25 protein-coding genes are annotated in these 25,325 nt (G+C 68.4%); 22 read left to right on the top strand and 3 right to left on the bottom strand.

Annotation, left to right across the window (positions count from 1 at the left end; genetic code table 11):
- Window positions 1-842 precede the first annotated feature (842 nt).
- Complete coding sequence (locus QME71_02725; protein ID MDI6857211.1) at window positions 843-1,517, top strand: ATP-binding protein; 675 nt, start codon at window positions 843-845, stop codon at window positions 1,515-1,517.
- 184 nt (window positions 1,518-1,701) lie between these two features.
- Here the strand turns inward: QME71_02725 and QME71_02720 are convergent, their stop codons facing one another.
- The gene (locus tag QME71_02720; protein MDI6857210.1) at window positions 1,702-2,115 is read right to left on the bottom strand and encodes an XRE family transcriptional regulator; all 414 of its coding nucleotides are present in this window, start codon (window positions 2,113-2,115) and stop codon (window positions 1,702-1,704) included.
- A 262-nt stretch (window positions 2,116-2,377) separates the two neighbouring features.
- On the opposite strand from QME71_02720, the gene QME71_02715 reads away from it, so the two are divergent.
- From QME71_02715 to QME71_02660, 12 genes are all read left to right on the top strand, one after another.
- Window positions 2,378-3,079, top strand: coding sequence for an RcpC/CpaB family pilus assembly protein (locus tag QME71_02715; protein ID MDI6857209.1), 702 nt, complete (start codon window positions 2,378-2,380; stop codon window positions 3,077-3,079).
- A gap of 22 nt (window positions 3,080-3,101) precedes the next feature.
- Window positions 3,102-4,352 (top strand): P-loop NTPase, encoded by a 1,251-nt coding sequence (locus QME71_02710; GenBank protein ID MDI6857208.1) that lies wholly within the window; start codon window positions 3,102-3,104, stop codon window positions 4,350-4,352.
- Window positions 4,352-5,629 carry an ATPase, T2SS/T4P/T4SS family gene (locus tag QME71_02705; protein ID MDI6857207.1) on the top strand — a complete coding sequence of 426 codons (1,278 nt, stop codon included), beginning with the start codon at window positions 4,352-4,354 and terminating at the stop codon, window positions 5,627-5,629. Before QME71_02710 ends, QME71_02705 begins: the two co-directional genes overlap by 1 nt.
- A 113-nt stretch (window positions 5,630-5,742) precedes the next feature.
- Entirely contained in the window at window positions 5,743-6,612 is an 870-nt protein-coding gene (locus QME71_02700; protein MDI6857206.1) for a type II secretion system F family protein, read from the top strand.
- Window positions 6,603-7,547 (top strand): type II secretion system F family protein, encoded by a 945-nt coding sequence (locus QME71_02695; protein MDI6857205.1) that lies wholly within the window; start codon window positions 6,603-6,605, stop codon window positions 7,545-7,547. The genes QME71_02700 and QME71_02695 overlap by 10 nt, the downstream gene beginning before the upstream one ends.
- Before the next feature lie 41 nt (window positions 7,548-7,588).
- Entirely contained in the window at window positions 7,589-7,771 is a 183-nt protein-coding gene (locus tag QME71_02690) for a Flp family type IVb pilin (GenBank protein MDI6857204.1), read from the top strand.
- 49 nt (window positions 7,772-7,820) lie between these two features.
- Window positions 7,821-8,180 (top strand): TadE/TadG family type IV pilus assembly protein, encoded by a 360-nt coding sequence (locus tag QME71_02685; GenBank protein ID MDI6857203.1) that lies wholly within the window; start codon window positions 7,821-7,823, stop codon window positions 8,178-8,180.
- On the top strand, window positions 8,170-8,625 hold the full coding sequence (locus QME71_02680) for a pilus assembly protein (protein ID MDI6857202.1): 456 nt from the start codon (window positions 8,170-8,172) through the stop codon (window positions 8,623-8,625). Before QME71_02685 ends, QME71_02680 begins: the two co-directional genes overlap by 11 nt.
- Window positions 8,622-9,059, top strand: coding sequence for a pilus assembly protein TadG-related protein (locus QME71_02675; protein MDI6857201.1), 438 nt, complete (start codon window positions 8,622-8,624; stop codon window positions 9,057-9,059). Before QME71_02680 ends, QME71_02675 begins: the two co-directional genes overlap by 4 nt.
- A gap of 10 nt (window positions 9,060-9,069) precedes the next feature.
- Window positions 9,070-9,615, top strand: coding sequence for a hypothetical protein (locus tag QME71_02670; protein MDI6857200.1), 546 nt, complete (start codon window positions 9,070-9,072; stop codon window positions 9,613-9,615).
- 11 nt (window positions 9,616-9,626) lie between these two features.
- Window positions 9,627-10,499, top strand: coding sequence for a hypothetical protein (locus QME71_02665; GenBank protein ID MDI6857199.1), 873 nt, complete (start codon window positions 9,627-9,629; stop codon window positions 10,497-10,499).
- 265 nt (window positions 10,500-10,764) lie between these two features.
- A complete protein-coding gene (locus QME71_02660) occupies window positions 10,765-13,839 on the top strand; it encodes a LysM peptidoglycan-binding domain-containing protein (GenBank protein ID MDI6857198.1) in 3,075 nt (1,024 codons plus the stop codon).
- Window positions 13,840-13,951: 112 nt separating this feature from the next.
- On the opposite strand, the gene QME71_02655 is transcribed toward QME71_02660, so the two are convergent.
- Window positions 13,952-14,776: a DUF234 domain-containing protein gene (locus QME71_02655; GenBank protein ID MDI6857197.1), complete on the bottom strand. Its 825-nt coding sequence runs from the start codon at window positions 14,774-14,776 to the stop codon at window positions 13,952-13,954.
- Window positions 14,777-14,790: 14 nt separating this feature from the next.
- The gene (locus QME71_02650) at window positions 14,791-15,027 is read right to left on the bottom strand and encodes a hypothetical protein (GenBank protein ID MDI6857196.1); all 237 of its coding nucleotides are present in this window, start codon (window positions 15,025-15,027) and stop codon (window positions 14,791-14,793) included.
- Between the two features lie 772 nt (window positions 15,028-15,799).
- On the opposite strand from QME71_02650, the gene QME71_02645 reads away from it, so the two are divergent.
- The 9 genes from QME71_02645 to QME71_02605 all read left to right on the top strand — a co-directional run bounded on the left by QME71_02645 (window position 15,800) and on the right by QME71_02605 (window position 25,320).
- Window positions 15,800-17,092, top strand: a complete 1,293-nt coding sequence (locus QME71_02645) for a hypothetical protein (GenBank protein MDI6857195.1) — start codon at window positions 15,800-15,802, stop codon at window positions 17,090-17,092.
- A gap of 9 nt (window positions 17,093-17,101) precedes the next feature.
- A complete protein-coding gene (locus tag QME71_02640; protein ID MDI6857194.1) occupies window positions 17,102-18,037 on the top strand; it encodes a bifunctional lytic transglycosylase/C40 family peptidase in 936 nt (311 codons plus the stop codon).
- Window positions 18,034-18,555 (top strand): hypothetical protein, encoded by a 522-nt coding sequence (locus tag QME71_02635; protein ID MDI6857193.1) that lies wholly within the window; start codon window positions 18,034-18,036, stop codon window positions 18,553-18,555. Before QME71_02640 ends, QME71_02635 begins: the two co-directional genes overlap by 4 nt.
- 18 nt (window positions 18,556-18,573) lie before the next feature.
- A complete protein-coding gene (locus QME71_02630) occupies window positions 18,574-18,807 on the top strand; it encodes a pilin (GenBank protein ID MDI6857192.1) in 234 nt (77 codons plus the stop codon).
- A 10-nt stretch (window positions 18,808-18,817) separates the two neighbouring features.
- Window positions 18,818-19,222 (top strand): PrgI family protein, encoded by a 405-nt coding sequence (locus QME71_02625; GenBank protein ID MDI6857191.1) that lies wholly within the window; start codon window positions 18,818-18,820, stop codon window positions 19,220-19,222.
- Complete coding sequence (locus QME71_02620; GenBank protein ID MDI6857190.1) at window positions 19,206-19,892, top strand: hypothetical protein; 687 nt, start codon at window positions 19,206-19,208, stop codon at window positions 19,890-19,892. Before QME71_02625 ends, QME71_02620 begins: the two co-directional genes overlap by 17 nt.
- Window positions 19,893-19,974: 82 nt before the next feature.
- Window positions 19,975-21,699 (top strand): ATP-binding protein, encoded by a 1,725-nt coding sequence (locus QME71_02615; protein MDI6857189.1) that lies wholly within the window; start codon window positions 19,975-19,977, stop codon window positions 21,697-21,699.
- Window positions 21,699-22,811 carry a CHC2 zinc finger domain-containing protein gene (locus tag QME71_02610; GenBank protein MDI6857188.1) on the top strand — a complete coding sequence of 371 codons (1,113 nt, stop codon included), beginning with the start codon at window positions 21,699-21,701 and terminating at the stop codon, window positions 22,809-22,811. Before QME71_02615 ends, QME71_02610 begins: the two co-directional genes overlap by 1 nt.
- Entirely contained in the window at window positions 22,792-25,320 is a 2,529-nt protein-coding gene (locus QME71_02605; GenBank protein ID MDI6857187.1) for a TraM recognition domain-containing protein, read from the top strand. The genes QME71_02610 and QME71_02605 overlap by 20 nt, the downstream gene beginning before the upstream one ends.
- The last annotated feature ends 5 nt before the right edge of the window (window positions 25,321-25,325 follow it).

The following is a 25,325-nucleotide window of genomic DNA, read 5'->3' as shown; positions in this document are numbered from 1 at the left end:
TATGAGATTGGCTTGTCGCCCCGAGCGTCGGGGCTTGAGTATGCTACGTGGCTAGGTCTCCGATGTCCTCCCTTCTGGTGGGTGCGTTCGTTCGGCGTGTTGCGCGTGCGTGTCCTGGACTCCTCGTTGACACCTCCTTTCGCTGATTCCCTACTGGCTTCTGCTGCCCTGTTCGACGCCTGGCCTGGAGAGCGAGCTCGTTTCCCTTGCGGGTTGATCCATCCAGGTTCTCGGACGGGCCGTCCGGTCAGTTTGTCTTCTGGCGATACCGACGAAACGCGCTTTTCACAGGGCCAAGCCTAGCTGAGGTGTCTCCAATGGATCTCCAAGATTCCGGCCCGTTTTCTCCAATCGAGGCCTCTTTTCTCCAATTTCGCCGTCGGGGCGTGAAGGAGGAAGATGGGGCGAGACGTGAGGATCGCCGCGAGTGAATGAGCCGGGGCAGGCCAGCGATCGCGGCATCTGAACCTAGAGGCGCTCCGGCCAAGGGCCGCCGTAGTAGGGGTTGGAGATGGATTGGAGAAAAATTTGAGGGGGGCTAATATGCTTTTTAGATTTGTGCTAAGCACTCCACCCATCAAGGAAAGATGAACCGAGTGTGGTAGTTCCACGCCAAGCGACTGAAGACTCGAAGGACACCTGGGACTTGGAGTAGTGGTTTGTCGGCACACCCTCCTTTTTCGTCATCCGATCCTGTCTTGACGTTCTTGGGACTTACTTGCTCTGGACCTCTGTGCGTTCGTCAGCCCAGCTTCGGTTCGGGGAAGTACGTGGCGCAGGAGCCCCTATACCTGGTGAGATGGCGCTACATCCTGGGGTCCGCCTAGCCTAGACTCTTAGGTGTGACGGCAATTCGAGCGGTGATGGCGTGGAGTTGCGGCAAGGACAGCGCCGTCGCCCTCTGGCGGCTCCAAGCAAACCCAGGCTACGAGGTGGTCGGGCTGTTCACCACCATTACCGAAGACTACAGGCGGGTCAGCATGTCCGGAGTGCGAGAAGAACTGCTTGCGGCTCAAGCCGCGGCCCTGGAGTTGCGGCTGTACACCGTCCCCATCCCGGCGGCCTGCTCGATGGAGACGTACGAGACGGCCATGGCGAAGGCCGTCGAGGGGCTGGTGACCGATGGGGTCGGAGCCATCGGCTTCGGCGACCTCTTCCTGGAAGAGGTTCGTTCCTACCGGGAGCAAAGGCTGGCTGGCACCGGGCTACATCCGGTCTTCCCGATCTGGGGCGAGGATACTCGGCGCCTCTCGAGGTGGCTTATCCGCAGTGGCTTCCGGGCGACCCTTGTCTGCGTTGACCCGAAGGTGGTGCCCTCGGACTTCGCTGGAAGGAGGTATGACGACGCTCTCCTCGATGACCTGCCAAGAGGCGTCGACCCCTGCGGCGAGAACGGAGAGTTCCACACGTTCGTTCATGACGGCCCGAACTTCCGCTCGCCGATCGCCGTCACGGTAGGTGACCGCGTGGTCCGCGACGGCTTCTGTTTTGCGGATCTCTTGCCAGGAGGCGACTAGCCAGGGAGCGTGTCGACACTCTCCTGCCCTGGGTGGGTTGTTTGGACCAAGCACTGGCGGGGTTCTCCACTGTAGACTCACCCTCACGCTGAATGTGGTTGCTCACCGCTGACAGGGTGAATCCGGCAGACAGGGATGAAGCAGCGACAGACTGGGTCGTCCCCAGGTAAGCCGAGCCGGCCGCCTACTCGACCGGCAGGCCCTCCAGCCGCCGCATCCGGCAGGCCAGGCTGAGCACAGCGTTCAGGCTCTCGTCGCTCAGCCCCAGCAGCGTCACTGCCAGGCGGCGCAGAGTCTCCGGGCGCGACGCGGCGAGCAGCCGCACCTCCGTCTCCGGGAACTCGGTGAGCTCCTCCTCGAAGAAATAGGCCGGCGACACCTGGAAGAAGCGGGCCAGCGCCTGTAGGTGCCTCATGGTGGGGTTGTCCTTGGCGCCGGTCCTCAGCCCCCAGATGTAGGCGGCCGAGATGGTCTCCCCCTCCCGGCCGTCTCTCTTGGAGATCGCCGCCGCCACCTCCCGGTAGCTGTACTCGCGACCGCGAGGGCTGAGGTGGGTGCGGAAGAGGCAGTCGATCCTCTCCGCTAGGGTGGCACTCACAGCTCTTCTCCCCCTTTCAGCGCCCGGCAGTGCCCCGACCAGTCGGGGCGATGGGCGCGCCTCGAATGTGGCCCCCATGGTGGGGGCGCTGACGCGCGTTGCGTCGCTTCCAGTGTATAGGAACTGAGGCGTAGTGAAAACGTTACAATAAGTTTCGTTCACAAGGGTTGACATAGCCGCAGCCACCCTTTTATGATGAGAGGCGTCTGCTTCCCCGCCCCGACGACAACCTGTTCCGGCTCGCAGGCAGGCAGAGAGAGCCATGGCAACGACGACCGCTCGGCGCCGCTGGATGGGTTTGGCAGCCCCTGCAGGGCTGGATGGCCGTATGCTGCTCGGCGTCGCTCTGGTGGCCGCCTCGGTTGTAGGCGGCCTTCTTTTCTGGGGGTCCACGTCGGAGACCGTGCCGGTTCTCGTAGCCGCCCGAGACTTTCCGGCGGGACACACCATCCAGGCCGACGACCTGTCGGTGGCGCGGGTGCGCCTGGAAGGGAGCCTCTCCTCCCTGGCGGTCAGGGAGGGCGAGCTTGACCAGGTAGTGGGCCATACCGCCGGCACGACGGTCCACGCCGGCGAGATGGTGGTGTGGCCGGACCTAGCCTCCGGCCCGATCATCGGCCCCAACGACGTGGCCGTGACCGTACCCGTCGAGGCCGACGCCGTGTATCCGGGCCTGCGGCCTGGGGACACCGTGGCAGTCCTGGCCACGACCAACAAAGGGAAGCCGGAGAGCCGGACCGTGACGCTGCTGGAGCGCGCTGTCGTCTACCACGTGTCCCTGGAGCCGGGACGCATCGCCATCGGAAGGGGCGCCGACGGCGCCGAGGCGGACAGGGGGTTGACGAACGTGACGCTCGTCGTGCCCAAGTCCGAGGCGGAGCTCCTCGCCCACGCCGTGGTGAATGGCGACGTGACGCTTGCTCTCCTGGCGCCGGAAAGCGGCTCCGGAACGTCGGCGCCGTGAAGGTCGGGAAGGCGGAAGTGCCGTGGCAGACGCCGGTGACCATCGACCTCCGATACGGGTCCTCCTAGCTGTTGGCAACCCCGAGAGGGAGAGGCGGCTGCGTGACGCCCTCTCAGCCGAGGGCTTGGTGGTGGCGGAACGCTGCCTGGACGGGCCGTCACTCGCCGAGCGGGCGCAGGCGTCCGACACAGATGTAGCCCTGGCTTCGACTGACCTCCATCGCCTCACGACCGCCACCCTGCTGGCTATTCGAGAGGCGCAATTGCCGCTGGTGTTGCTGGCCGAGCCCACCGATATCGAGAAGTACGCGGCCCTAGCGCACATCCTTCCCGGCGGCTGTTCGGGCCAGGAAGTGACCGATGCAGTGCGCCAGGCCGTGGAGCGGGGCGCCGTTTACGGGGCCTCGCCTGCTGGTGATGGACGCCAGATGGAAGAGAAGACGAGTGGGGGGAGCGGCCCCGCCGGGGGGCGCGTCATCGCCCTGCTGAGCGGTAAGGGTGCGCCGGGGGTGACCACGGTGGCCATCGGCCTGGCAGCCGCGCTGTCGGAGCGGGGCCGCCGCGTCGTGTTGGTGGACGCGGACCTCCGGGGCGGCAACGTCGGCCCCTACCTCGACCTGGACCCGCGCCGCGGGTTGGTGGGCCTGGCCTTCGGGCGCAACGGAGCGTCGGCCGCGGGCGCCGTGGAGGAGGAGCTTCAGGAGGGGCCGGGGTTCATGGTGCTGTCCGGCCTGGAGAGGCCGGACAGCGGGCTCGGCATGTCCGCGGAGCTGGTCACGGCGGCCTTCACAACCCTGCGAGAGACGTTCGACGACGTGCTGGTGGACGTGGGAGAAGTCGTTGCTGGCGCCTCGTCCCCCGCCTCCGACGCCGTCCTCCGTGGAGCAGACCGGTTGCTGGTCGTGGTGGGTGCCGACCTGGTGGCGCTGTGGAACGCCCGCGTTGTCATCCGGCACGTCCGCGAGGGCCTGGGCGTGGCGCCGGAAGCTGTGGGCGTCGTGCTGAACCGCAGGGAGGGTCGCGAGCATTACGCGGCGGAGGAGGTGGAGCGGGCGCTGGACCTCCCCGTCCTGGCGGTGCTGCCGGAGGACCGTCGGGCCGTGCGGCGAGCGGTGGCGGAGCAGCTGCCCGTCACAGCGGCGGGCGGCCCGGTCGCCCGGGAGGTGAGGGGGCTGGGCGCGCTCCTCCTGGCCGAGAGCGTAACCGAGGAGCGGGCAGTGACTGGCAGCCCGCGCCGGTTCCCCTTCGCCCTGAAGGGAGTGCGGAGGAGCTGATGGCGGCTTCGGCGCCGGTGGGCGAGCGCGAGCGGCTGCTCCGGGAGGAAGTCCGCGAGGAGCTGCGCCACGTGCTGGACATCGATGCGCTGGCCGAGCCCGGGCCGGGAGAGGTGGAGCGGGTGCGCCGCGTCATCGCCGGACGCATCGACGCCCTGAACAGGCGGTCGGCTTCGGCGGGGGAGCCTCCCCTCTCCGACCCCGAGGGGCTGGCCCGGCGCATCCTGGACGAAATCCTGGGCCTCGGCCCCCTCCAGCCCTTGCTGGACGACCCGTCCGTCGAGGAGATCATCGCCAATGGCCCGCACCGGGTGTTCGCCATCGAGGGCGGGCAGAAGCGGCTGACCGACGTGTTCTTCGAGGACGACGAGGAGTTGCTGCGGCTGGTACGGCGGGCCGTAGGGCGGCTGGGCCGGCGGCTGGACGAGACCAGCCCCATGGTGGACGCCCGCCTCCCCGACGGGTCTCGCCTCAACGCCGTCATCCCGCCCCTCACCTCCCGCTGGACGCACGTCACCATCCGAAAGTTCCTGCTGCGGGCCCGCACCCTGGACGACCTGGTGGGTCTCGGCACGCTGACGAACGAGGCTGCGTCCTTCCTGGAGGCGGCGGTTCAGTCTGGGCTGAACGTGCTCATCTCGGGCGGCACCGGCAGCGGCAAGACCACCTGCCTCAACGCCCTGGGCGCCTCCATCGCCGGCGCCCACGAGCGCGTCGTGACCATCGAGGAGACCGCCGAGCTTCAACTGGAGTCGATGCTGCCGGACTGCGTCGGCTTGCAGGCCCGCCTCCCCAACGTGGAAGGGGTAGGCTCCGTGTCCATCCGCAGCCTGGTGAAAAACGCCCTGCGCATGCGGCCGACGCGGATCATCGTCGGCGAGGTGCGGGGCGCCGAGGCGCTGGACATGCTGTCCGCGATGAACAGCGGCCACGAGGGCTCCATGTGCACCATCCACGCCAACGGCCCCCGCCAGGCCCTCTCCAAGCTGCGCACCTACGCCATGATGGCTGAGGAGGCCCTGCCGGCGCGGTCGGTGACGGAGATGATCGCCGAGGCCATCGACCTGGTGGTCCACCTGCGCCTGGAGGCTCAGAGCGGGCGCCGCCTGGTGGCGAGCATCTACGAGGTGACGGGCATGGAGGAAGACGCCGTCGCAGGCAGCGAGCTTTTCGCCCTGTCGGAGGGCGGGCTGCGCTGGACAGGGATACGGCCCCGGTGCGCGGCGCGCCTGGTGGCGGGAGCGTACCCGTGGGAGCGGGCGCCAACACGAGGGTGAAGCCAGTTGGAGAGAAATTGGAGAACGCCCAATAGGGGTTGGAGAAAAAGAGGCCGTTTCTTGGAGATCTGTTGGAGTTACCGGAGCGACCATGGAGGTCTGAGGAGAGAGCCGTGCCGCTGGTGCTATCGCTGACACTGGGCCTGGGCGTGCTGCTGATCTACCTGTCCCTGACGTCGCGGCCCGATGAGACGGGGAAGCACGAGCGCCAGTCGGCGGCTGCGCGGTTGGAAGAGTTCCTGCGCCAGGCCGGGGTGGAGGGCGTGGGGACGCGGGACTTTCTGCTGCTCAGCGCGGGGGCCGGCGCCGCCTCTGCTGCCGCCGCTCAGCTGGCCTTGGGCTGGCCGGTGGTGAGCGCAGCGACGTTCGTGGTCGGTCTGGCTCTGCCGGCATGGTACCTGCGCCAGCGGGCCGAGAGGCGAAGAGCCGCCGTACAGGCGGCGCTGGCGGACGCCGTGGACGTGTTGCGGACTGCGGTGCGAACGGGAATGAGCGTCGAAGAGGGCCTCCTCTCCCTGGCCCGCAACGGCCCGGAGGTCCTGCGGCCCGCCCTGAGCGACCTCTCGCGGGACCTGCGACTGAGCGGCTTCGAGGAGGCGGTGCGCCGGGCCCAGGAGCGCCTGGCCGACCCGGTGTTCGACACGGTGGCGGCGGCCCTGGTGACGTCGCACCGGGTGGGAGGCCGCAACCTGAGCACGGTGCTCGACGGGCTGGGGCGGTCCGTGCGGCAGGCCGTCCAGGCGCAGCAGGAGGTGCGGGCGCAGCAGGCGAAGAACGTGCTGTCGGCGCGCATCGTGGCCGCGTTGCCCCTGGTGCTGATCTTCGCCGTGCGGGGCATCAACCCGGCCTACCTGGACGTCTTCTCGTCGCCGAGGGGCCAGGGGCTGCTGGCCCTGTCCCTGCTGAGCGTGGCGGTGGGCTACGCCGCCATGCTCTGGGCGACCCGGCTGCCCGGCGACGAAAGGGTGCTGCGATGGCGATAGGGCTGCTCCTGGGCGGGATGCTGGGGATCGGGCTGTGGCTGATGGTCACTGCCCTGCCCTGGGCTCGCCCGCGTCCCGACCTGGCGACGCGGCTGCGCCTCCTGTCGGCTCAGGGTCGGCTGGAGCTGGAAGCGGAGCGAGGACGCACAGCCGCCCCGCTGTTCAAGTCTTCGGCCCTGGAGCGGCTGCTTCGCCCATTGCTGGAGGACGCCGGCGCCTCTCTGGGCGGGGTTCTCGCCCGGGCGGGTATCGGCACGGCGGACCTGGAGCGGCGTCTCGCCCTGGGCTGGCCGGGAATGACCACGGCCCAGTTCTACGGCCAGAAGCTGGCCAGCGGCCTCGTGTTCCTGGCCGCGTTCCCCCTGATGAACGTCGTCGGCGTCCACCCCTTCGGGGCATGGCCGGTGTGGATGTGGCTCGCCGGATTGGCCGTGGGGTTTGCCCTGCCCGACTGGATGCTGGAGGGGCGCCTGGAGCGGCGGCGCACTACGGTGCTGATGGAGGTGCCTACGGTGCTGGACCTGCTGGCCATCAGCGCCAGCGCAGGGATGTCGCCGGAGCAGGCTCTGCTCGACGTGAGCCGCCAGGTGGGCGGCGTCCTGGGTGACGGGCTGGGCGGGGTGGTTCGAGAGGCTAGCCTGGGAGCCGCCACCTACGCCGAGGGGCTGCGGACGCTGGCGGAGCGAGAAGGCGTCCCGGAGCTTTTGTCGATGGCGGACGCCTGGCAGTCGGCGCTGGAGCAGGGGCTGCCCCTGGGCCAGGCCATGCTCACCCTGGCGGAGACGGTGCGGGAGCGGAAGCGGGCGCGGCTCTTGGAGGAGGGCGGGAAAAGCACCGTCCGGATGCTCTTCCCCGTGGCGCTGTTCATCTTCCCGGTGTTTCTGGTTGTGCTGCTTTACCCCGCCGGGGTCGAGCTGCTCGGCCTGGGCGGCTAGAAGGCTAACGCGCAAAGGCAAAACGGAAGGAGGTAAGCCCCATGAGAGTCATAAGGATAGTGAGCCAGCTGCGTCAGCGTGCCGGCGACGCGGGCCAGACGATGGTGGAGTACGCCATCGTGGCCGCCCTCATCGCGGTAGTGGCGATGGCGGCGGTGCAGGCCCTGGGCGGCGGCGTGACCACGGTGTTCAACAACATCGTCGATGCCATCACCGGCATCTAGACGGGCCGGGCGGCTGCGCTCCCTCAGGCGCGGCGAGACCGGCCAGAGCATGGTCGAGCTGGCCCTGGTCCTGCCGGTGCTCCTGGCCATCCTCATCGGCGTCGTCCAGTTCGCGCTGGTGTACCACGCCAAGGAAGTGGCTACGACGGCGGCCCAGGAGGGCGCCCGCCTGGCGGCCGAGGAAGGGCGGACGCCGGCCGAAGGTGTGGCTCGGACCCGTGAGGTGCTGGAGTCGGGCCTGGGTGGGACTGGCAGGGAGTTCACCGTGACCGCGCAGGACACGGGCGAGACCGTCGTGGTCCGGGCCGAGGGCGATTACCCGCTGATCATCCCCTGGGTGACCGGCAGGAGCATCCCCATCGGCGCCGAGGCTGAGGTGCACAAGGAGGGCTTCCGCAGTGGACCTTAAGCCGATCAAAGCGCCCTGGCGCCGCTTCCTGTCACGGGAGGACGGGCAGGCGCTGGTGGAGGCTGCGATCATCATCCCTGTGCTGCTGCTTCTGGCCTTCGGTGTCGTGATGGCGGGCCGGGTGAGCCACACAAAGATCGCGGTGCAGGCGGCGGCACGGGAGGCCAGTCGGGCGCTGGCGACAGCCCCATCGGAGCAGGAAGGGATGGCAGCGGCCCTCGACGCTGCCCGCTCCGTGGCCGAGGGCTACGGCCTGTCCGGGGACGGGCTCACCGTGACTGTGGAGTCCAACGGCTTCCAGCGCGGGGGCACGGCCACCGCCGAGGTCACTTACCGGGTGCCGCTGGGCGATCTGCCCCTTATGAATCGGGTTGAGGTGACGGTGTCCAGCAGCCATTGGGAGCGCATCGATCTCTACCGCAGCCGGGAGGCGGTGCTCCGGTGACACGGTTTCTCCAGCGGTTGGGCAGCGAGGAGAGAGGCCAGGCCATCGTCTTCGTGGCCGTCCTGATGGCCGGACTCGTGGCAGTGGTCGGCCTGGTGACCGACGGCGGGCTGGTCTTCAGCCAGCGGCGCGACCTGCAGAACGTCGCCGACGCGGCAGCGTTGGCCGGCGCCATGCAGCTCGACGAGGACACCTACCGGGCGTCGGGCGCGGTGCTGCTGGACGAGGCGGCCGCCCGGCAGGCGGCCGTGGGGTACCTGGAGGCCGAAGGCGGCCTGACCTACTCGGTGGTCGTGCGGCCCACGCGAGTAGAGGTGTCCGTGTCCCGTCAGGCCTCGACGGGGTTCCTACGGGTGGTAGGGATCAACGGTGTTGAGATTAGCGCGAACGCATCGGCAGAGCCGCGCCACGGCGTGGCTTCGGCGGCACCGTGAGGTGGGCAGTGTGAGCAAGGGATTGTTTCGGGGATTCAGCATTGTGGCGGCGTTCGCGCTCTTCGCAGTCGGGTGCAACGGCGGCGACGGAGGCGAGACCCGCACCGAGTCGCCCACGCCGGCGGCGACGCGGACCGCTACGCCCGTAGCAAGCCCAACCGCTACCCCATCTGTCGAGCAGGAGGTGTCGGAAGCGTACCTGCGGTATTGGGAGGTCTACGCAGATGCGGTGTTCAACCTGGACGAGACCAGGCTAGGGGAGGTAATGACGGGGCCGCAGCTCCAGAGAACGCAGCAGGAAATCGAAAACCTTCGCCAGCGGGGCCGAGCCGCCAAGATCGTTGTCGAGCATGACTTCTTCATCGCTGAACTCGACCCCGTGGCGGGGACGGCGACGGTACGTGACGCATACGCCAACAGAAGCTATGAGGTGGACGCGCAAACGAAGGAGATGGTCGGGCAGGCGGCACCAGGCACCGTCCTCACTGACACTTACTTTCTTGTGAAGGAAGGTGGGGCATGGAAGGTTCGCGACGGCATTCGGCAACAGGACTAATCACAGCGGCCGTGGCACTGTTGGTGGTCATGGCCGTGGTGGCTGGCGCGCGACCGGAGCCGGCTCGGGCAGATAATCACGAGGACGGCGGTTACACGCCGAACCCTGACCTGCCGCAGGCGGATATCAGCGTCGACTCCGGCCCCGACGGAGTGACCATCTACATCGCCGTCTCAGAGACCTCGCCTGGCAGTTCGAGCGATTCATCGTCCTCCACCGGCCCGGACGCGTCTGGCGGCTGGTCCTGCACCGCCGACGTTATGAACATCGGCAACGCCAGCCGGGAGTGGTTCGAGCGGGAGTCCGCCTTTCACCCCGGCGAGGCGCCCTGGGTGGTTCGATGTGACAACGGCTTCTTCGGCATCGTCTGGCTCTCCATCGATACGCAGCCGGCAGACATCGAGATCGTCGTGATCCAGGGGGACTCGGTGGACCCCGCCACAGTGGCGGTCGAGCTGCTCGACCATGTGCCGGTGCCGGGCATCATCATCGGGGTCAACCCGGCGACCGGCCTAGTGGCCGTGCCTTCCTGGTTCTGGATCGAGGGCTACGATGGCGCGCCCATTGTGGCCTCCGACACCCTGGGCGGCGTGACGGTGGAGGTCGAGGTCGCCCCCACGGGCTACCGCTGGAGCTTCGGTGATGGGGCCACCCTGGATACGGCCTCTCGAGGCCAGCCTTATCCGCAGGAGAGCGACATCCGCCACACCTACGAGCAGTCGTCGCTCAGCGTCGGGGGCTCGTTCGCCGTGACGGTGGAGGTCAGCTTCTCGGCCCGCTACCGCGTCAACGGTGGCCCCTGGCAGCCCCTGGACCCCATCACCCGATCGTTCACGGGCGCGTATCCGGTGCAACAACTCCAGTCGATCCTGACGGGCCGGTAGGAGGAAGGACGCTTCTGGACAGATGGCAGAACTAGCGCGATATCAGAGGGCCGAAGGCGTGCCAGCCGAGTCCTCGGGCAAGGGCGTCCTGCCTCTAATGTCGCTGATAGGTGGAGGTGTCGCCCTGGGGTTCCTCCTCTGGTGGCTCAACGGTCCGCCTCAGGTCCCCACGTCTGCGCCGGACTGGGATCGGATAAGTCGGATTCTTACGGGCTCAGACCTTCCTTACGAAGACGTGATCTACATCGCGAGTGGCTTGGGATGGGTGGCTTTAGCCTACCTGGGTCTGACGGTCGCCCTTCGGGCGCTGCTCGGAGCCGCGGACCGGCTGACGGACGGCGCGACCTGGGCGCGGGTCGCTCTCGCCGTGAGCGACCTCGTAACGCTTCCCGTAGTCAGGCGCACCGTGGACGGCGCCCTCGCCGGAGTCGTCTTCCTGGCGGTCTGGTTCCGCACGAGCGCCGCGCTGGAGGCGGGAGCCTCATCAGGAGCTGTCGCCGCTGTGAGCGTTGCGCCACAAGCTGCGCTGACGCAAGGCGTGGCGGCAATGGCGCCCTGTCCTCCGGCGGCACAGGCTACGGCGGAACCGCCGCCTCCTAACTGCGTCGTCTCTTACACGGTCGTCGAGGGGGACAACCTGTGGGACATCTCGCGCCGCTTCTACGGCGACGGCACGCAGTATGTGGTGATCTTTCGGGCGAACGAAGGGCGCGTCATGACCACGGGCGAGCCGTTCACCAACCCGCGCCTGATTCGACCGGGCTGGGTCCTGGACGTGCCGTTGTCGGGATACAACGTCTGGACAGCAGGCGAGCATGTGATGTACAGGGTGCGGCCCGACGACTCCCTCTGGCGCATTTCTGAGAGTTTGCTCGGTGACGGCTTCCGCTGGACGGAGGTATGGGAGCTGAACCAGGGGCGCGTCATGACAGACGGTCGTCGGTTCACCGACCCGGATTTGATCTATCCGGGCTGGATCCTGCAGCTTCCCCTTGAGGCCAGGGTCGAGGTAGCACCTCCACCGGCTGAGGCGCCGCCGACGCCGTCGACGCCAGCCCCGCCGTCGATCCCTTCGCCGACGGCCCCGGCTCCTACACCATCAGAAGCGGAGAGGGCGGCTCAAGAGAAGCCGACATCCGTACCGGCCCAGGAGCCGGAGCGAGACGGGAGCCGGGGTGTGCAATGGCCTTTCCCTGGCCCGTCACAGGTTCTCGCCGCGGCTGCCGGGCTCGCCGCGACGGGAGCCGCGGTGCTGGTGGTTCGGCGGTTGGCGCGACGAGCTATTAGCGGCCGGCTTCCCACGGACACTGGCCGAAAGCGAGCTACGGGAGACGCGGGTAAGGTGATCCTGGCGGCCCGAGCCGTGCTCCGTGGGCTCGCCGAGTTCGGGTTCGACGACCTGCGTCTCGTCCTGGCACGGGAGGCGGAGCGATTCCTGGAGTTCACCCTGGACTGCCCGCCGGGTGACGGCGAGGCTCTGCTGCGGACACGCTACGACCTGGGGCGTCGGCTGGCCTGCGCCATCGACGGCGAACTGGTCGGCTCGACGAGGGTCCGGCTGAAGCTGTCTCGCTTTCAGCGGCTGGCGGGTCTCCTAGCAGACGACGGCACAGCCGCAGAGCCCCTGCTGCTCGTGCCTATCGGGGCAGCGGACAGCGGGTTGTACTACCTGAATCTGGCAGCAGCCGGATCCGTCGCAGTCGCGGGCACCGAGCACGAGACCCGGCAGCTCCTGTCGGCGTGGCTCGGAACCCTGGCCGTAGTACATGGCCCTGAGGAGCTGGCTCTCCTGCCAGCCGGCAGCGCCATGACACAGTTGCGAGAGCTGGCCGCGTTGCCTCACTTCGCGGCCGGCGGGGAGCACCTGGCACAGCGATCGGTCCAGGACCTGGCGGTCGAGCTGGAAGAGGCGATCGTGGCGCGCGCTGACGGCACGACGGGAGGGTTGGGCGCGGCAATCCTGGCGCTGGTCGGGCTTGGGGTTGATTACAAGGAGGACATCGAGCGCCTGGACACGGTGCTTCGGCGAGGGCCCGAGCGCCGGATCTACGTCGTGGCCGTTGCAGAGGGAGTCGAGGAGCCGGAAACGCTGTGGGGTCTCGGCGCGGCGGTTGTCTTCGGCGGGCACGGCGAGCGCCTGGAAGGCGGCGAAGCCGGCGGGCTAGAGCTAGAACCGGGCGAGCTTGCCCTCTCCGTGGGCCGCGAACCCCCGCTGATCCTCCAGCCGGTTGAGGTGCGGACCGAGATCCTGCGGCCTTTCATGCAGCGGGAGGCGCTGGCCGAGTACGAGGAAGCGCACCCGGGAATAGCAGATCCGGCAGATGATGGCGATGAGGTCGCAACCGAGGAGCAGTGGGAAGACGTGCTCCCGACAGTCGGGGAGGAGACCGTGCCAGGCGGCGTTGAGGAGGACGGCGACGAAGCTTCCAACTCAATGTCGCCGGAGCCAGCTGAGGAAGCGGTAGCCGAGCCGCAACAGGCCGAAATGGTGAACCGGAGCGGCGGTGCAGGCGGGGCAACCCGGCAGTCTCCCCTTCCCCTGACTGAAGAAGAGGCCCCGGACAGTGAGACGGCGGACGCGGGCGGACCGCTGTTCAGCGTACGCTGCTTCGGGTCTTTCCGCGTGGAGACGACCTCTGGGGAGGTGACCGGCTGGACCGTTCAGAAGGCCCGAGAGATGCTAGCCTACCTGATTGCTCACGGAGGCGCGCCGGTCCTGCGGGACCAGGTGGCGGAAGCTCTCTGGCCCGACTGCGACCGGGCTCAGGTCGACCAACTTCTCTACAACGCCGCCTACTACCTGCGTCGCGCGTTGAAGAGCGCCGTGCGCACGGGCGACATCCAGCCCCTGGTGGTCTCGGCTCAGCGGTATCACCTGCGGTCCGGGCTGTTCCGTGTGGACGTCGACGCCTTCGACGCGCACCTGAGGAGGGCCGAGAGCCTGGACGCGTCAGAGGCGCTGGTCGAATACGAGCGAGCGCTGGCCCTCTACCAAGGGGACTTCGTGGGCGACGAGCCCTACGAGTGGGCCGAGCCCTACCGCCGGGAGTACCAGCGGAGGTTTGTCGATGCGGCGCATAGGGCAGCGAAGCTGGCAGTGGAGTCCCGCGACATCGCGAAGGCCGCGGAGTTCTACAAGGGCATCCTAGCGCGTGACCCGATAGATGAGGAGGCGGCCCGCGGCCTGATGCGCTGCTACGCCAAGCTGGGCGATGTGAACGGAGTGCGCAAGGTATACAAGGTGCTGTGTGAGTCGCTGCGACGCGAGCTCGAGGACGACAAGGCGGAGCCGCTGCCGGAGACGACAGGGCTGTTTCGGGAACTGAGCGAGGCGCGCTGATTCGGCTCGGCCCGGAGGGCGGGCTTCTGACGCCTCACCCTCTGTTCGCGGCAAGCCCCTGATCATCGGGGGCGAGACCTCTGCTTCCGCCGCAGCCCGGCGGGGATTCGCCTCAGTACAGGTCGTCGGGCGTCAGGAGAAGTACTTCCCCGGCTTCAGCCCGTTGGCGCAGGGCAGCGTCGAAGCCCGACCGGCTCGCCAGCACCCAGAGGGGAGGCTGTTCCAGCGGCAGTTTCGCGGCCTTCCGCTGGAGCGCGAAGAGCTCGTCAGCGTGGAGCGGCGAGGCCGTCCACTTGCACTCGCCGACCAGTGTCACTCGGCCCCCCCATATGCCCATCAGGTCGATCTCGTCCTGTCCGTTCCACCAGCGGCCGAGCTGAGCGATGCGCACGCCAAGCCGGCCCGCCTGCTGGCGCCGCCAGAGGTGCTGCGCGCACACCTCCTCCCAGGTCGTGCGCGCCACGAATTCGTCGAGGGCCGGGCCGATCTCCTCTGCCCAGAGATTGGCGCCACCCCCGAGTTGAAGGAACGAGCGGAACGGCGACACAAACCGGAACCAGAATCGCAGGTACGGATCGGCGAGGCGGTAGAGGACCCGTTGGGTGCGGGGACGCTCGAGTTCGGTCACCGGCACCTCGCGGCGCAGGAAGCGGAGCTCCTGCAGGCGGCGGAGATGGTCGAAGATCTCGTCGGCACTGCGTCGCCCTACGGCCCGAGCGATGTCGCTGGGCCGCTCTTCGCCGGTGGCGACGGCGCGGAGGATGGAAGCGTACAGCGCTTCCTGGTGGAACTCGGTCCTCAGCAGCTCCTCTCCTTCCCTGAACAGGGCGTGGCCGGGCGAGAGCATCGTCTGCTGCACCTGCTCGGCGAGGCTAGCACGGGGAGTCCAGTGCTGGAGGTAGGCAGGGATGCCGCCGAAGCAGACGTAGGCGCGCACCCGGTCAACAGCCTTCAGGTGGGGAAGAAGCGCGCTGCGCCGAAGTAATCGAAGGGATGGACCTCGACCTGGGCCGTGCGCCGACCGTGCAGCGGGCCGCGCACACCGGTGAGGCCCTCCATGAACGACAGGCCGGAGCCGGCCAGGACGACGACGAGCTGCGCTGAGCCGCCAACACGGTCCCACCAGCGCTGCACCAGCGTGTCCAGCCCCGGCGTTGCCTCACAGAGGTAGGGGAATTCGTCCAGCACGAGGAGCAGGCGCTGGTCGCGGGCGCGTTCGGCGAGATAATCGAGCGCGCGTCCCAGGTAGGAAAGGGCGCCGCGCGGAGGTACGGCTCCTCCAAGACTTCGGCCGCCTGAGTGGCGAGGTCGGCGAGGATGTCTCGCTCAGCCAACCGCGTGCCATAGAGGTAGACCGCCCGCTTGCCGGCAGCGAAACGGGAGAGGAGCGTCGATTTACCGACCCGGCGCCGGCCCCACAGGGTGACGAGGGCGGAGCCGGGGGTGTTCCAGGCGACTTCCAGCTGGTCTAACTCGCGTTCCCGATTGAGGAAGTCCATTGGATACGCACCCATTGGGCCGGAACCTAATAGGTTCCAACCCAATGGTACCGCGGGCCGCGCGAAAGTCAAGCGAGGCTTCGGCGGAGAATCGCTCAACATCAGTGTTTACTGGCGCGTGACCCATCGACGAGGCGGCCGTTGCCTCTTGGCCAAAGGCTTGAAGAACCCAATTAGAATTTCGGGAATCGCGCCGCTCCAACAGGGACATGGATGGTTGTGACCCAGCAGCCTACCCATGTTTCTCGCTCTCCCCTCCTTCATTCGAAGCCGGCTCATGAAAAGGAGGACAGACCCTTTGTCTGAACTTGGAGGAAAATTGGAGCCACGCGCCCCAAATTGGAGAACTTGGAGACGATTCTTGGAGATCCATTGGAGACGCAGGCGTCACACTGGCTCCCAAAACCGCCTGACAGACCGCCCGCAGCGGAGCCGGCGGCAGGCGGCGGAAGGGAGAAGCCATGCGAGGCCTGCTTGTCGGAACGACGGTCGCCATCGCCCTCATCGTCGGGGTGCTGGCGGCCAATCCGGCCCACGCAGAGGGTCCGGGTGCCAGCCGGGCGTTCGCTGAGCTGGTCTTCGCCGGTGCGCCCCTGGCGGTGCCGTCCAGCACGGCCTCGACATCGTCCGCTACCACGCAGACCTCCTCTCCCAGTGCTTCCTCTTCTATAAGCTCCCCTCCTGCGGGACCAGATGCGGCACCGGCCTCGGAGTCGGTCCCGCAGCCCCCCGACCTCGGCCCTCAGGTCGACCCCATCGAGTTCCCGGACATCCCTAACCCGCTGGACTGGTTCAGCAACCTGGACCCCCGCAAGTGGGCCGGCGACATCCTCAACGCCATCCTCACCATGATCGGCCAGGCGCTGCTGGAGGCGATGCGAGGCTGCATCGACTGGGCGCTGGGGTTCGGCGATTCCTCCTTGAACTTCGTGACCCGCACGCCGGCCGAGGGCACCTACGGCAGCCCCACGGTGCGCAGCCTGTGGGACTTCTCCCGTGCGCTGGTGAACGTCGCCCTGGCGGTCATCGTCATGTGGGGCGGCTTCAACGTCATGGTCAAGGAGCATACCCGCAGCCCCTACCACGAGGTGATGGAGCTGCTGCCTAGGGTTATCCTGGGCGCACTGGCCGCGAACCTCACGCTGGAGTTCGCCCGCTTCCTCATCGACGCCAACAACGCCTTCTCGGCCGCCGTGGGGCAGGTGGGCCTGCCCGGCTACGACCAGGCCACTCCCAGCCAGGAGGGCATCGCCTTCATCTTCACGGCCCTGGCGTACGGCATCGTGGCCATCCTGCTGGTGTTCCAGATGCTGATGCGCCTGGCCCTCATCGACATGCTCATCGTGCTAGCGCCGGTGATGACCCTGTTGTGGGTGCTGCCGCAGACCCAGAGCTGGGCGCGCTGGTGGGCGGACATCTTTCCAATCACGGTCTTCCAGCAGGCGATCCAGATGATGGTCCTGCGCCTGGGCTCGGCCCTGATGGTGGAGCTGACGCCGGGGAGCCTCTCGAACGCCCTGCTCACGCTGCTCCTCGGCATCGCCGTCTGCTGGCTCACCTTGAAGGTGCCGTCCATCCTCCGGAGCCGTGGGAGTGCGGCGGGCTTGGGGAACGTGGTGACGCTGGTGGTGGCGGCAAAGGCGCTGGGCGCCCTGGGCGCTGCCGGTCGAGGTGGCGGCTCAGGGGCCGCAGGCGCTGCAGGCGCTGCAGCAGGCGGAGGGCCTCGGCCAGCCCCGGCCGCAGGCAGGGCGTAGGAGGCGACGGTGGACGCAGACGAGCTGGAAGTTCCGGACGTCCTGGGCAGCCTGGGCCGCGACGCAATGAAGCTCGTCGGTGTGCTGGCGGTCCTGCTGTTCGCTCCTCTGATCCTCCTCCTGGCCGCGTTCGGCGGCCTGCCGGAGGCGGCGCGCACTACCGCCGCATCCGCGGCGATCGCCGAGATCCCGCCCGACCAGCTGGAGGTCATGCAGCAGGTGAGCCTCCAGACCGGCATCCCCTGGCAGATCCTCGCCGCCATCGCCAAAGTGGAGAGCGACTTCGGCGGCAACATGGCCGTCAGCTCCGCCGGAGCCATCGGCTACTGCCAGTTCATGCCCGAGACCTGGGACGCGTACGGCGGCAACGGCGACGGCGTAGCCGACCCTTACGATTTCCGGGACTGCATCCCGGCCATGGGTCGTTATCTCGTGGCGAACGGCGCGCCCGCCGACCTCCGGCGCGCCCTCTACGCCTACAACCACTCGTGGGCCTACGTGGAGAAGGTGCTGGCCTACGCGGCGGCCTACGGGTACGTCGACCCGTCGAGCATCCCGGCGCGGGCGGTGGAACTGGCACGCTCACGCGTCGGCGCGCCCTACGTGTGGGGCGCGACCGGTCCCGACGCCTTCGACTGCAGCGGCTTGGTGCTCTGGGTGTACCGGCAACTGGGCCTCCAGGTGCCGCGCACGGCCCGGCAGCAGTTCGAGCGGGCGGTCCCCATCGAGCCGTCCCAGCTTCAGCCCGGCGACCTGGTCTTCTACGAGAACACCTACCCATCGCCTGACCGCATCACCCACGTCGGCATCTACGTCGGCGGCGGCATAGCAGTGATGGCCACCAACACCGGCGACTACGTCCGGGAGGTGCCGCTCTCCGACCCGTACTGGAGCGCGCACTTCGTCGGCGCGGGCCGCCCGCCCTACTGGGAGGTGCCAGCGTGATCGGCGGGCGCGGAGCGATGGTGGCCCTGGTCGGGTTGGCCGGCCTGCTGCTGGTGATGGCGGTGGTAAGCGGCTGGCAGGGCACGACCCGCCTGACCGATCGCGGCGGCGACACGAAAGCGGTCGAGGAGGCAGCGCGAGCCTTCGTCGAGGCTTACGGGACCTTCGACTTTCGCGACCCTGATGGCTACCGGCAGCGGCTGCTGGTCTTGACCACCGGCCCCGTGCGAGAGGCCGTGCAGGCCTCGGAGGTGGACCCGGTGGCCCTGGGCCAGCAGCGCACCATGACCGCCCGGGTCGTGGCCGTGCAGATAAGCGCCCTCTCCAACGATGAAGCCACGGTGTTGGTTACGGCCGAGCAGTTGCGCCGCGGAGTAGATCCCGCGTCGGAGCGGCTCCTAGAGGAACGGGTCCTCCAGCGGGTGGCTTGCCGGCTCGTGCTGGACGGCGGCCGCTGGCTGGTGGCCGAATTTCGCCTGCTGTCGGAGGAGCCGCAGAGTACAGGAACTCAGAACTAAGAAAGGAGGCGCACGCCCTTGGATCAAATCAACACGCTGTTCAACAACCTGCTGAACATCGGCATGGGCGTGGGCGTGGCGGTGTCGGCCTTCTTCGTCATGTGGGGCGCCTTCCTCTACATGTCGGCGTCCGGCAGCCCCCATCAGATGGAGCGGGGCAAGGCAGCCATCGTCAACGCCCTGGCCGGGCTGGCCATCGTGCTGATGGCGCGGGTCATCGCGGGGATGATTCAAAGCGCCATCGGCAGCTAGGAGTCGAGCGGTGAACCGACACGAGATACCGACCCACCTGAACGTCGAAGACAAGGCCTTCACCGGGCTGACCATGCGGCAGCTAATGACCGCTGCCGTCGGCCTGGGCCTGGCCTACGGCGCCGCCAGCGAGCTGCCCGCGCCGATCCTGGTTCGGCTGGCGGCGGTCGGGGTAGTGCTCGTCGCCGTCGCGCTGTTGGCCCTCTGGCGTCCGGCCGACCGGCCCATGGAAGACTGGGCCTTCGTGTTGCTCCGCTACTGGGCGGTGCCCCGCGTTGCCGTCTGGCGACCCCGGCGCCTGGACCTCGACGAGAAGGCAGAGCCTAGGCCCGCCTATGAGGTGCTCGTGCCTGAACCCGCCTGGATGGAGAGGTCAGCTCAGAACCGAGAGGAGACCTATGCGAAGCAACAGTAACGGGCGGCTCGCCAGCGTGCAGGAACTCCTGCCACTGGAAGACGTCGTTGACGACGTCCTCTGCCTGCGGGGCGGCGACTATCGGTCGGTGCTGGAGGCCCAGAGTGTCAACTTCGCCCTGAAGTCGGAGGCGGAGCAGGAGGCGATCATGGCCGGCTACCGTGCCTTCCTGAACTCGCTCAGCTACCCCATCCAGGTGGTCGTGCGGATCCTCCCAACCGACGTGGAGTCGTACTTGGCCGGGCTGCGCGAACGCTTCGGCGGGCGCGGCGGCGAAGTCCTGCGGCGGCTGGCGCTGGACCACGAGACCTTCGTGCGCCGCTTGGGCCGGGAGCGGACGCTGCTGGAGCAGCATTTCTATGTCGTCGTGCCGGCGGGACTTGAGGGGAGCTTCGAGCGGCGGGGCGTTCGCTGGCCGTGGCAAAGGGTACCGAGCAGCATCCGCCACAACGTGGACGCAGCCGCCCGACAGCTTGGCTTCCGCTGCCAGGAACTCATCCAATCGCTGGCTTCCTTCGGCGTCGTGGCGCGACGACTGAACACCGAGGAGATGGTGCAGTTCTGGAGCGCCTTCCTTCGCTCCGAAGTCGCACCGTCGCCGACCCTGGCAGCGAGCCAGCGGCCCGTGGTCACGGGGGGAAATCGAGAGGAGGTGGGTGCCCGTGGTTGATCTGCTGTCACGGCTCGCCGGGCGCAGGAACGGCGCGCATCCGGCACGTTCAGATGAGCGCTTCCAGCGAGGCACCCGGTCGGTGGTGGATCTGGTCGCGCCGGCCGCTATCGAGGCCAGCCGGTCGCACCTGCTGCTCGACCGCCGGTACGTGCGCGTACTCGCCCTGGCCGAGTACCCCCGCTACGTCCACCCCAACTGGCTAGGCCGCCTCATCGACTTCGATGCGGCTCTTGACCTCAGCCTCCACCTGGAGCCGCTCGAGTCGGCCACCACCATCCGCCGCCTCACCCACAAGCTGGTGGAGCTCCAGTCATCACGCATGCTGGACGCCCGCAGCGGCAAGATCGCCAGCGCCGAGCGAGAGGTGGCCTACGAGGACGTGGAGCGGCTGCGCGACGCCCTCCAGCGGGGCGAGGAGCGGGTCTTTTCCGCCAGCGTCTACCTGTGCCTGCGGTCATCGACGGCGGCCGCGCTGGACGACCTTACCCGCCGGGTAGAGGCGGCCCTGGGCGGCATGCTGGCATCGTCCCGTCCGGCCCTCTACGAGATGCTCCTTGGCCTCCTGTCCTGCCTGCCGGCGGGCCAGGACCACCTGGGCCGCTGTCGCAACCTGGACACCACGAGCGCCGCCACCATGATCCCCTTCACCTCCAGCCATCTCTCCATGGAGCGGGGCATTCTCTACGGACTCAGCGTCCACAACAACTCGCTGGTCATCTTCGACCCCTTCAGCCGGGAGCTGGAGAACGCCAACAAGGTCGTATTCGCCAAGTCGGGCGCCGGCAAGTCCTACGCCTGCAAGGTGGAAGCGCTGCGGGCGCTGATGCTGGGCATCGAGTACTACGTCATCGATCCCGAGGACGAGTACCGGCGGGTCTGCGACGCCGTCGGCGGCCAGTACATCCGCCTGTCGGGGACTTCGTCCCACCACATCAACCCCTTCGACCTGCCGGCAGCCGCGCCGAGGGACGATAGGGAGGCCCGAGACCCGCTGGCCGAGCGGCTTCTCGCTCTGCAGGGGCTGCTGGGCCTGATGCTGGCCGACCGGGGCTCGACCCTGGGCCAGCGGGAGAAAGGCACCCTGGACGCCGCCCTTCTGGAGACCTACCGGCGAGCCGGGATCAGCCGCGACCCGCGCACCCACTCGCGCCCGGCGCCGGTCCTGCGAGACCTCTATACCACCCTGCGCAAGGAGGGCGACTCCCACGGGCTGGCCGACAGGCTGGAGCGCTACGTGGACGGCAGCCTGGGTCGCGTGTTCTCGTCCCAGACCAGCGTGGACCTGGACCGGCCCTTCGTCGTCTTCAACGTGCGCGATCTGGAGCCGGAGCTGCGGCCCCTGGGCGTGTACCTCATCGCCGACTACATCTGGCGACAGGTGAGAGGCAGCCGCCGCCCCCGCATGCTCCTCATCGACGAGGCGTGGGCGCTCATGCAGCACGAGGAAGGGGCCAAGTTCCTCTCGTCCATGGCCCGCCAGGCCCGGAAGCACTACCTGGGTCTGACCACCGTCACCCAGGACGTTGAGGACTTCCTGGCGACCCCGGACGGCCACACGGTGCTGGCCAACAGCTCGGTGCAGCTCTTGATGCGCCAGGACAGCTCGACCATCGATGTGGTTACCCAGACCTTCCGGCTGAGCAGCGGCGAGCGGGAGTTCCTGCTCTCGTGCCGGAAGGGAGAGGGGCTCTTCTTCGCCCGCGGCAACCACATCGCCCTTCGGGTGGAGGCGAGCCCGATGGAGCACAACCTCGCCACAACAGACCCGGCGGAGCTGGCGGAGCGAGACCAGGAGGAGGCGTGATGGTCTACGACATCGACGCCATCAAGCAGCGCAACCCGATCGAGGAGGTAGTGGCCCGACACGGGGTTGCCCTCCGGCTCAGCGGAACGCACCTGACCGGCCGCTGTCCCTTCCACCAGGACGAGCATCCCAGCCTGGTGGTCTACCCGGAGACCCGCAGCTTCTACTGCTTCGGCTGCCGGGCCTCGGGCGACGTCATCGACTTCGTGCGCCGGGCCGAGGGCATCAGCTTCCGGGATGCGCTGGAGCGACTGGGCGGCCATCGGGATGGGGGAATGTCCCCGCCTGGGCAGGCTGGGCAGGCCTTTGACTCGCCCAACCTGAGCCGCCCTGAGCGCCCACAAACCGCTCCTTTCAGCGAACGCCTATCCCTGGACGACCGCATGATCCTGACGGCCGCCAGCGCCGTCTACCACGAGACGCTGCTCCGGACCTCCAAGGTACTCCAGTACCTGGAGGAGCGGGGCATCGGCCTGCCGGTGGCGCGCCGCTGCCGCCTGGGCTTCAGCGACGGTCGTTCGCTGCGCCGCTACCTGCAGCGCCGGCGGCTTAGCCTGAGACGGGCGACCGAGATGGGCCTCTTCTGGCCGCGAGGCGCTCGCGGCGAGACGATGGCCGGCCGCATCGTGATCCCCGAGCTGCGGGGCGGCCAGTGCATCTGGATGCTCGGTCGGGCGCTCGACGAGGATCGCCAGCCGAAATACCGCGGCCTCTCCCTTCCGAAGCCTGTCCTTGGCTACGAGGCGGTCAGAGGCCGCTCCAGGGTCTTCGTCACCGAGGGCGCCTTCGACCACCTGACGGGCGTGAGCTGGGGCCTCGCCATCTGTGCTCTGCTGGGCACCCAGGTCCGGGCTGAGCGCCTGGCATTCCTCCAACGTGCGCGCCGGGTGCTCATCGTCTTCGACAACGACGAGCCGGGGCGCGAGGCAGCGGCGGATTTGGCCCGGTGCCTGGGACAGCGTGCGCGCGTGGTCGTATTGCCCGACGGAGTCAAGGACCTGAACGAACTAGGCCGCCGCCCCGACGGTCGAGCAACCTTCTTCCGGCTGCTGAAGGAGGCGGAGCAGGGCGCACCAGCCGACGAGGAGAGGAATGGGGTCGAGGGGACGTAGGGAACCGGCCGTTCTCGTCGAAGTGACGCCCTCCCGCTGGGACGACGACCCGATCTCGCGGTCGCGGGCGTTGCTCACGGGCCTCGCCGGAACAGGCGGCGTGTCTCTGGAGTACGCGGCCAGCGGCGACGGCCTTCGCTTCTATCTGCGAGCCGCATCTGCCGATGCGATGCGGAAGGCCATCGCGCAGCTCCGGCCCGCTTATCCGCAGGCGAGTCTGATCGAGGTGGCCATCGAAGACCGCCCACACTTGGATCCCGCGTGGCGCGCACATGGAGAGGAGATGGCGGCGCTGGAGCTACGCCTGTCCCGTGGCGCCGACCTTCCTCTGACCTGTGACTGGCGGAATCGAGGTGACCCTCTGCGGGCGGCGCTGGCCGCCGCCTCGACCCTCCGCGACGGCGAGCGGATCGTCTGCCAGCTCGTCCTCGCACCTGCGCCTCCCGGCTGGGCCGATGGCCTGCGGTCCAGGTCGCAAAGGCGGCCAGCTCAAGGTTCGCAGGGGAGAGACGCATCGCCGACTCAGGAGATTCTCCCCTTCCTGGCCCTGTTCGGTGTCGGCGCCATCGGGCTTCAGGGATACCGGTGGTACCAGGCGGGGGACATCCTGCCGCTGGTGGGCGCGGGGGCAGCTGGTCTTCTGGGCCTGCCCCTGGCGATGGCCGTGGTCGCGCGGTTCCTGTCCGGAAGACAACTGCTGGATCAAGACCTGATCGAACAGAAGCTGGCCCATCCTGCCTTCGCCGCTTACCTGCGGGTCCTGGCCTTCGGATCGGCCGGTGTCTCCAGGGAGCGTCTGTTCGATCGAACTGCCCGCGTCGCCGAGGCATACCAGGCATACGACCACCCTGCTGGCAACGGCCTTCGGGCGAGACGCTGGCGGGGTGACCCGACGCTACCGGCGGTGCCGAAAGGTCTTCTCCATCGCCCGGACATCTTCAATGCCGCCGAGCTGGCGGGCCTCTGGCACCTGCCCGACGACCCGTCCGGCCTGCCGATGGCCAGCCAGGCGGCAGCCCGCCGGATCGTGCCGGCCAACGAAGAGGTCGCCCGCGGCTGTCGGGTCGGCGTGTCAATGCACCAGGGTCGGCGCGTGCCGGCGTACCTGCCGCACGGCTTGCTCTTCCGCAACCACCTGGTGGTGGCCAAGACCCGCCGAGGCAAGTCAACGTTGCTGGTGCACATGGCGTCCTACCTGATGGAGCGCATGGCGGCGGGCCGCGAACGTCTCCTGCTGGTGGTCGTCGACCCTCACCAGGATCTGGCCGAAGCCGTCCTGGGCATCGTCCCCTCTGGCCTGAAAGACCGCGTCACCTACCTGAACCTGGCGGGCCACGAGCGGCCCGTTGGCCTCAACCTCCTGGACGTGGCCCTCTTTCCCAGCCGCGACCGCACGGCCGAGAACGTCGTCACCATGCTGCACCGCCTCTGGCCCGACAACTGGGGGCCGCGCATGGAGGGCGCGCTGCGCGCGGCCCTGATGTCCCTCCACGAGGCCAACCAGGCCCGCCCCCGCGAGGGGCAGTACACCCTGCTGGACGTGGTGCCCACCCTCAGCAGCGCCGACTTCCGGGAGGAGGTGCTGAAGCAGGTCCCCGACCGGGCCCTCTGGGCCTGGTGGCGCGACAACTACGACCGCCTGGGCCGCACCATGCAGCAGCAGACGGCCAACCCGGTGACCACCAAGGTGGGGCGCTTCCTGGTCACCGAGGCCGCCCGCCTGGTCCTGGGGCAATCGTGCTCCACCTTCGACCCACGCTCGATGCTGCGCGAGGGCGGCGTGCTGGTCGTGAACTCCGCTGTCGGCCTCCTCGGCGAGGGCGGCGCGGCCCTGGTCGGAGCGACCGTCCTCAACCTGCTGGGGTTGGTGGTGGAGGAGCAGGTGGCCCTGCCTCCGGCGCAGCGGAGCCGCCTGGTGGCCCTGGTGGACGAGTCCAGCACCCTGGGGGCCGCCGACTACCCCCGCATGCTCAGCGAGCTGGGCAAGTACGGCGCCAGCTTCGTCCTGGTCACCCAGTCCCTGAGCAAGCTGGACGCCATCGACGAGTCGCTGCGGCCGACGGTCTTCTCCAACATCGATGGCCTCACCGTCTTCCAGGTCAGCGCCCAGGACGCCCGCTACCTGGCGCCGGAGCTGGGCGGAGGCCTGGAGGTGGATGACCTGACGGGCCTGGACGACTTCGAGTGCTACGCCCGCTGGTGGGCGGACGGCCGGCGGCTGCCGACCTTCTCCTTGCGCCTGGACCCGCCGCCGCCCCTGGACAGGGCGCGCCTGCTCGTCACCGCAACGCGGTCCGCCGAGCGCTTCGGGCGGCTCAGGGAAGAGGTGGCGAAGGAGATCGACGACGCTCTCGTCAGGCGCGGCGTGAACATCGGCCCGTCCGGCCAGGCGGTGCCGGGCGTGGGCAGTGCTCGGGACGGGGAGGAGGAGTTGCCCGACGAGGTGCGGCCGACGGAGAAGCACAACCCCAAGGCGAGACGGCGCAGCGAGAACCGCGACCGGAAGTGAGGAAC

This window comes from Dehalococcoidia bacterium, from assembly GCA_030018455.1.
GTDB lineage: Bacteria > Chloroflexota > Dehalococcoidia > DSTF01 > JALHUB01 > JASEFU01.
Note: the sequence above shows the minus strand (reverse complement) of the source record. Positions and strands in the feature narration are given on the sequence as shown.

Excerpts from the sequence above, each read along its gene's own strand:
- QME71_02715 (MDI6857209.1), top strand. The coding sequence starts at position 2,378 with ATGGCAACGACGACCGCTCGGCGCCGCTGGATGGGTTTGGCAGCCCCT.
- QME71_02620 (MDI6857190.1), top strand. The coding sequence starts at position 19,206 with ATGCGAAGCAACAGTAACGGGCGGCTCGCCAGCGTGCAGGAACTCCTG.
- QME71_02690 (MDI6857204.1), top strand. The coding sequence starts at position 7,589 with ATGAGAGTCATAAGGATAGTGAGCCAGCTGCGTCAGCGTGCCGGCGAC.
- QME71_02695 (MDI6857205.1), top strand. The coding sequence starts at position 6,603 with ATGGCGATAGGGCTGCTCCTGGGCGGGATGCTGGGGATCGGGCTGTGG.
- QME71_02645 (MDI6857195.1), top strand. The coding sequence starts at position 15,800 with ATGCGAGGCCTGCTTGTCGGAACGACGGTCGCCATCGCCCTCATCGTC.
- QME71_02685 (MDI6857203.1), top strand. The coding sequence starts at position 7,821 with ATGGTCGAGCTGGCCCTGGTCCTGCCGGTGCTCCTGGCCATCCTCATC.
- QME71_02610 (MDI6857188.1), top strand. The coding sequence starts at position 21,699 with ATGGTCTACGACATCGACGCCATCAAGCAGCGCAACCCGATCGAGGAG.
- QME71_02705 (MDI6857207.1), top strand. The coding sequence starts at position 4,352 with ATGGCGGCTTCGGCGCCGGTGGGCGAGCGCGAGCGGCTGCTCCGGGAG.
- QME71_02605 (MDI6857187.1), top strand. The coding sequence starts at position 22,792 with ATGGGGTCGAGGGGACGTAGGGAACCGGCCGTTCTCGTCGAAGTGACG.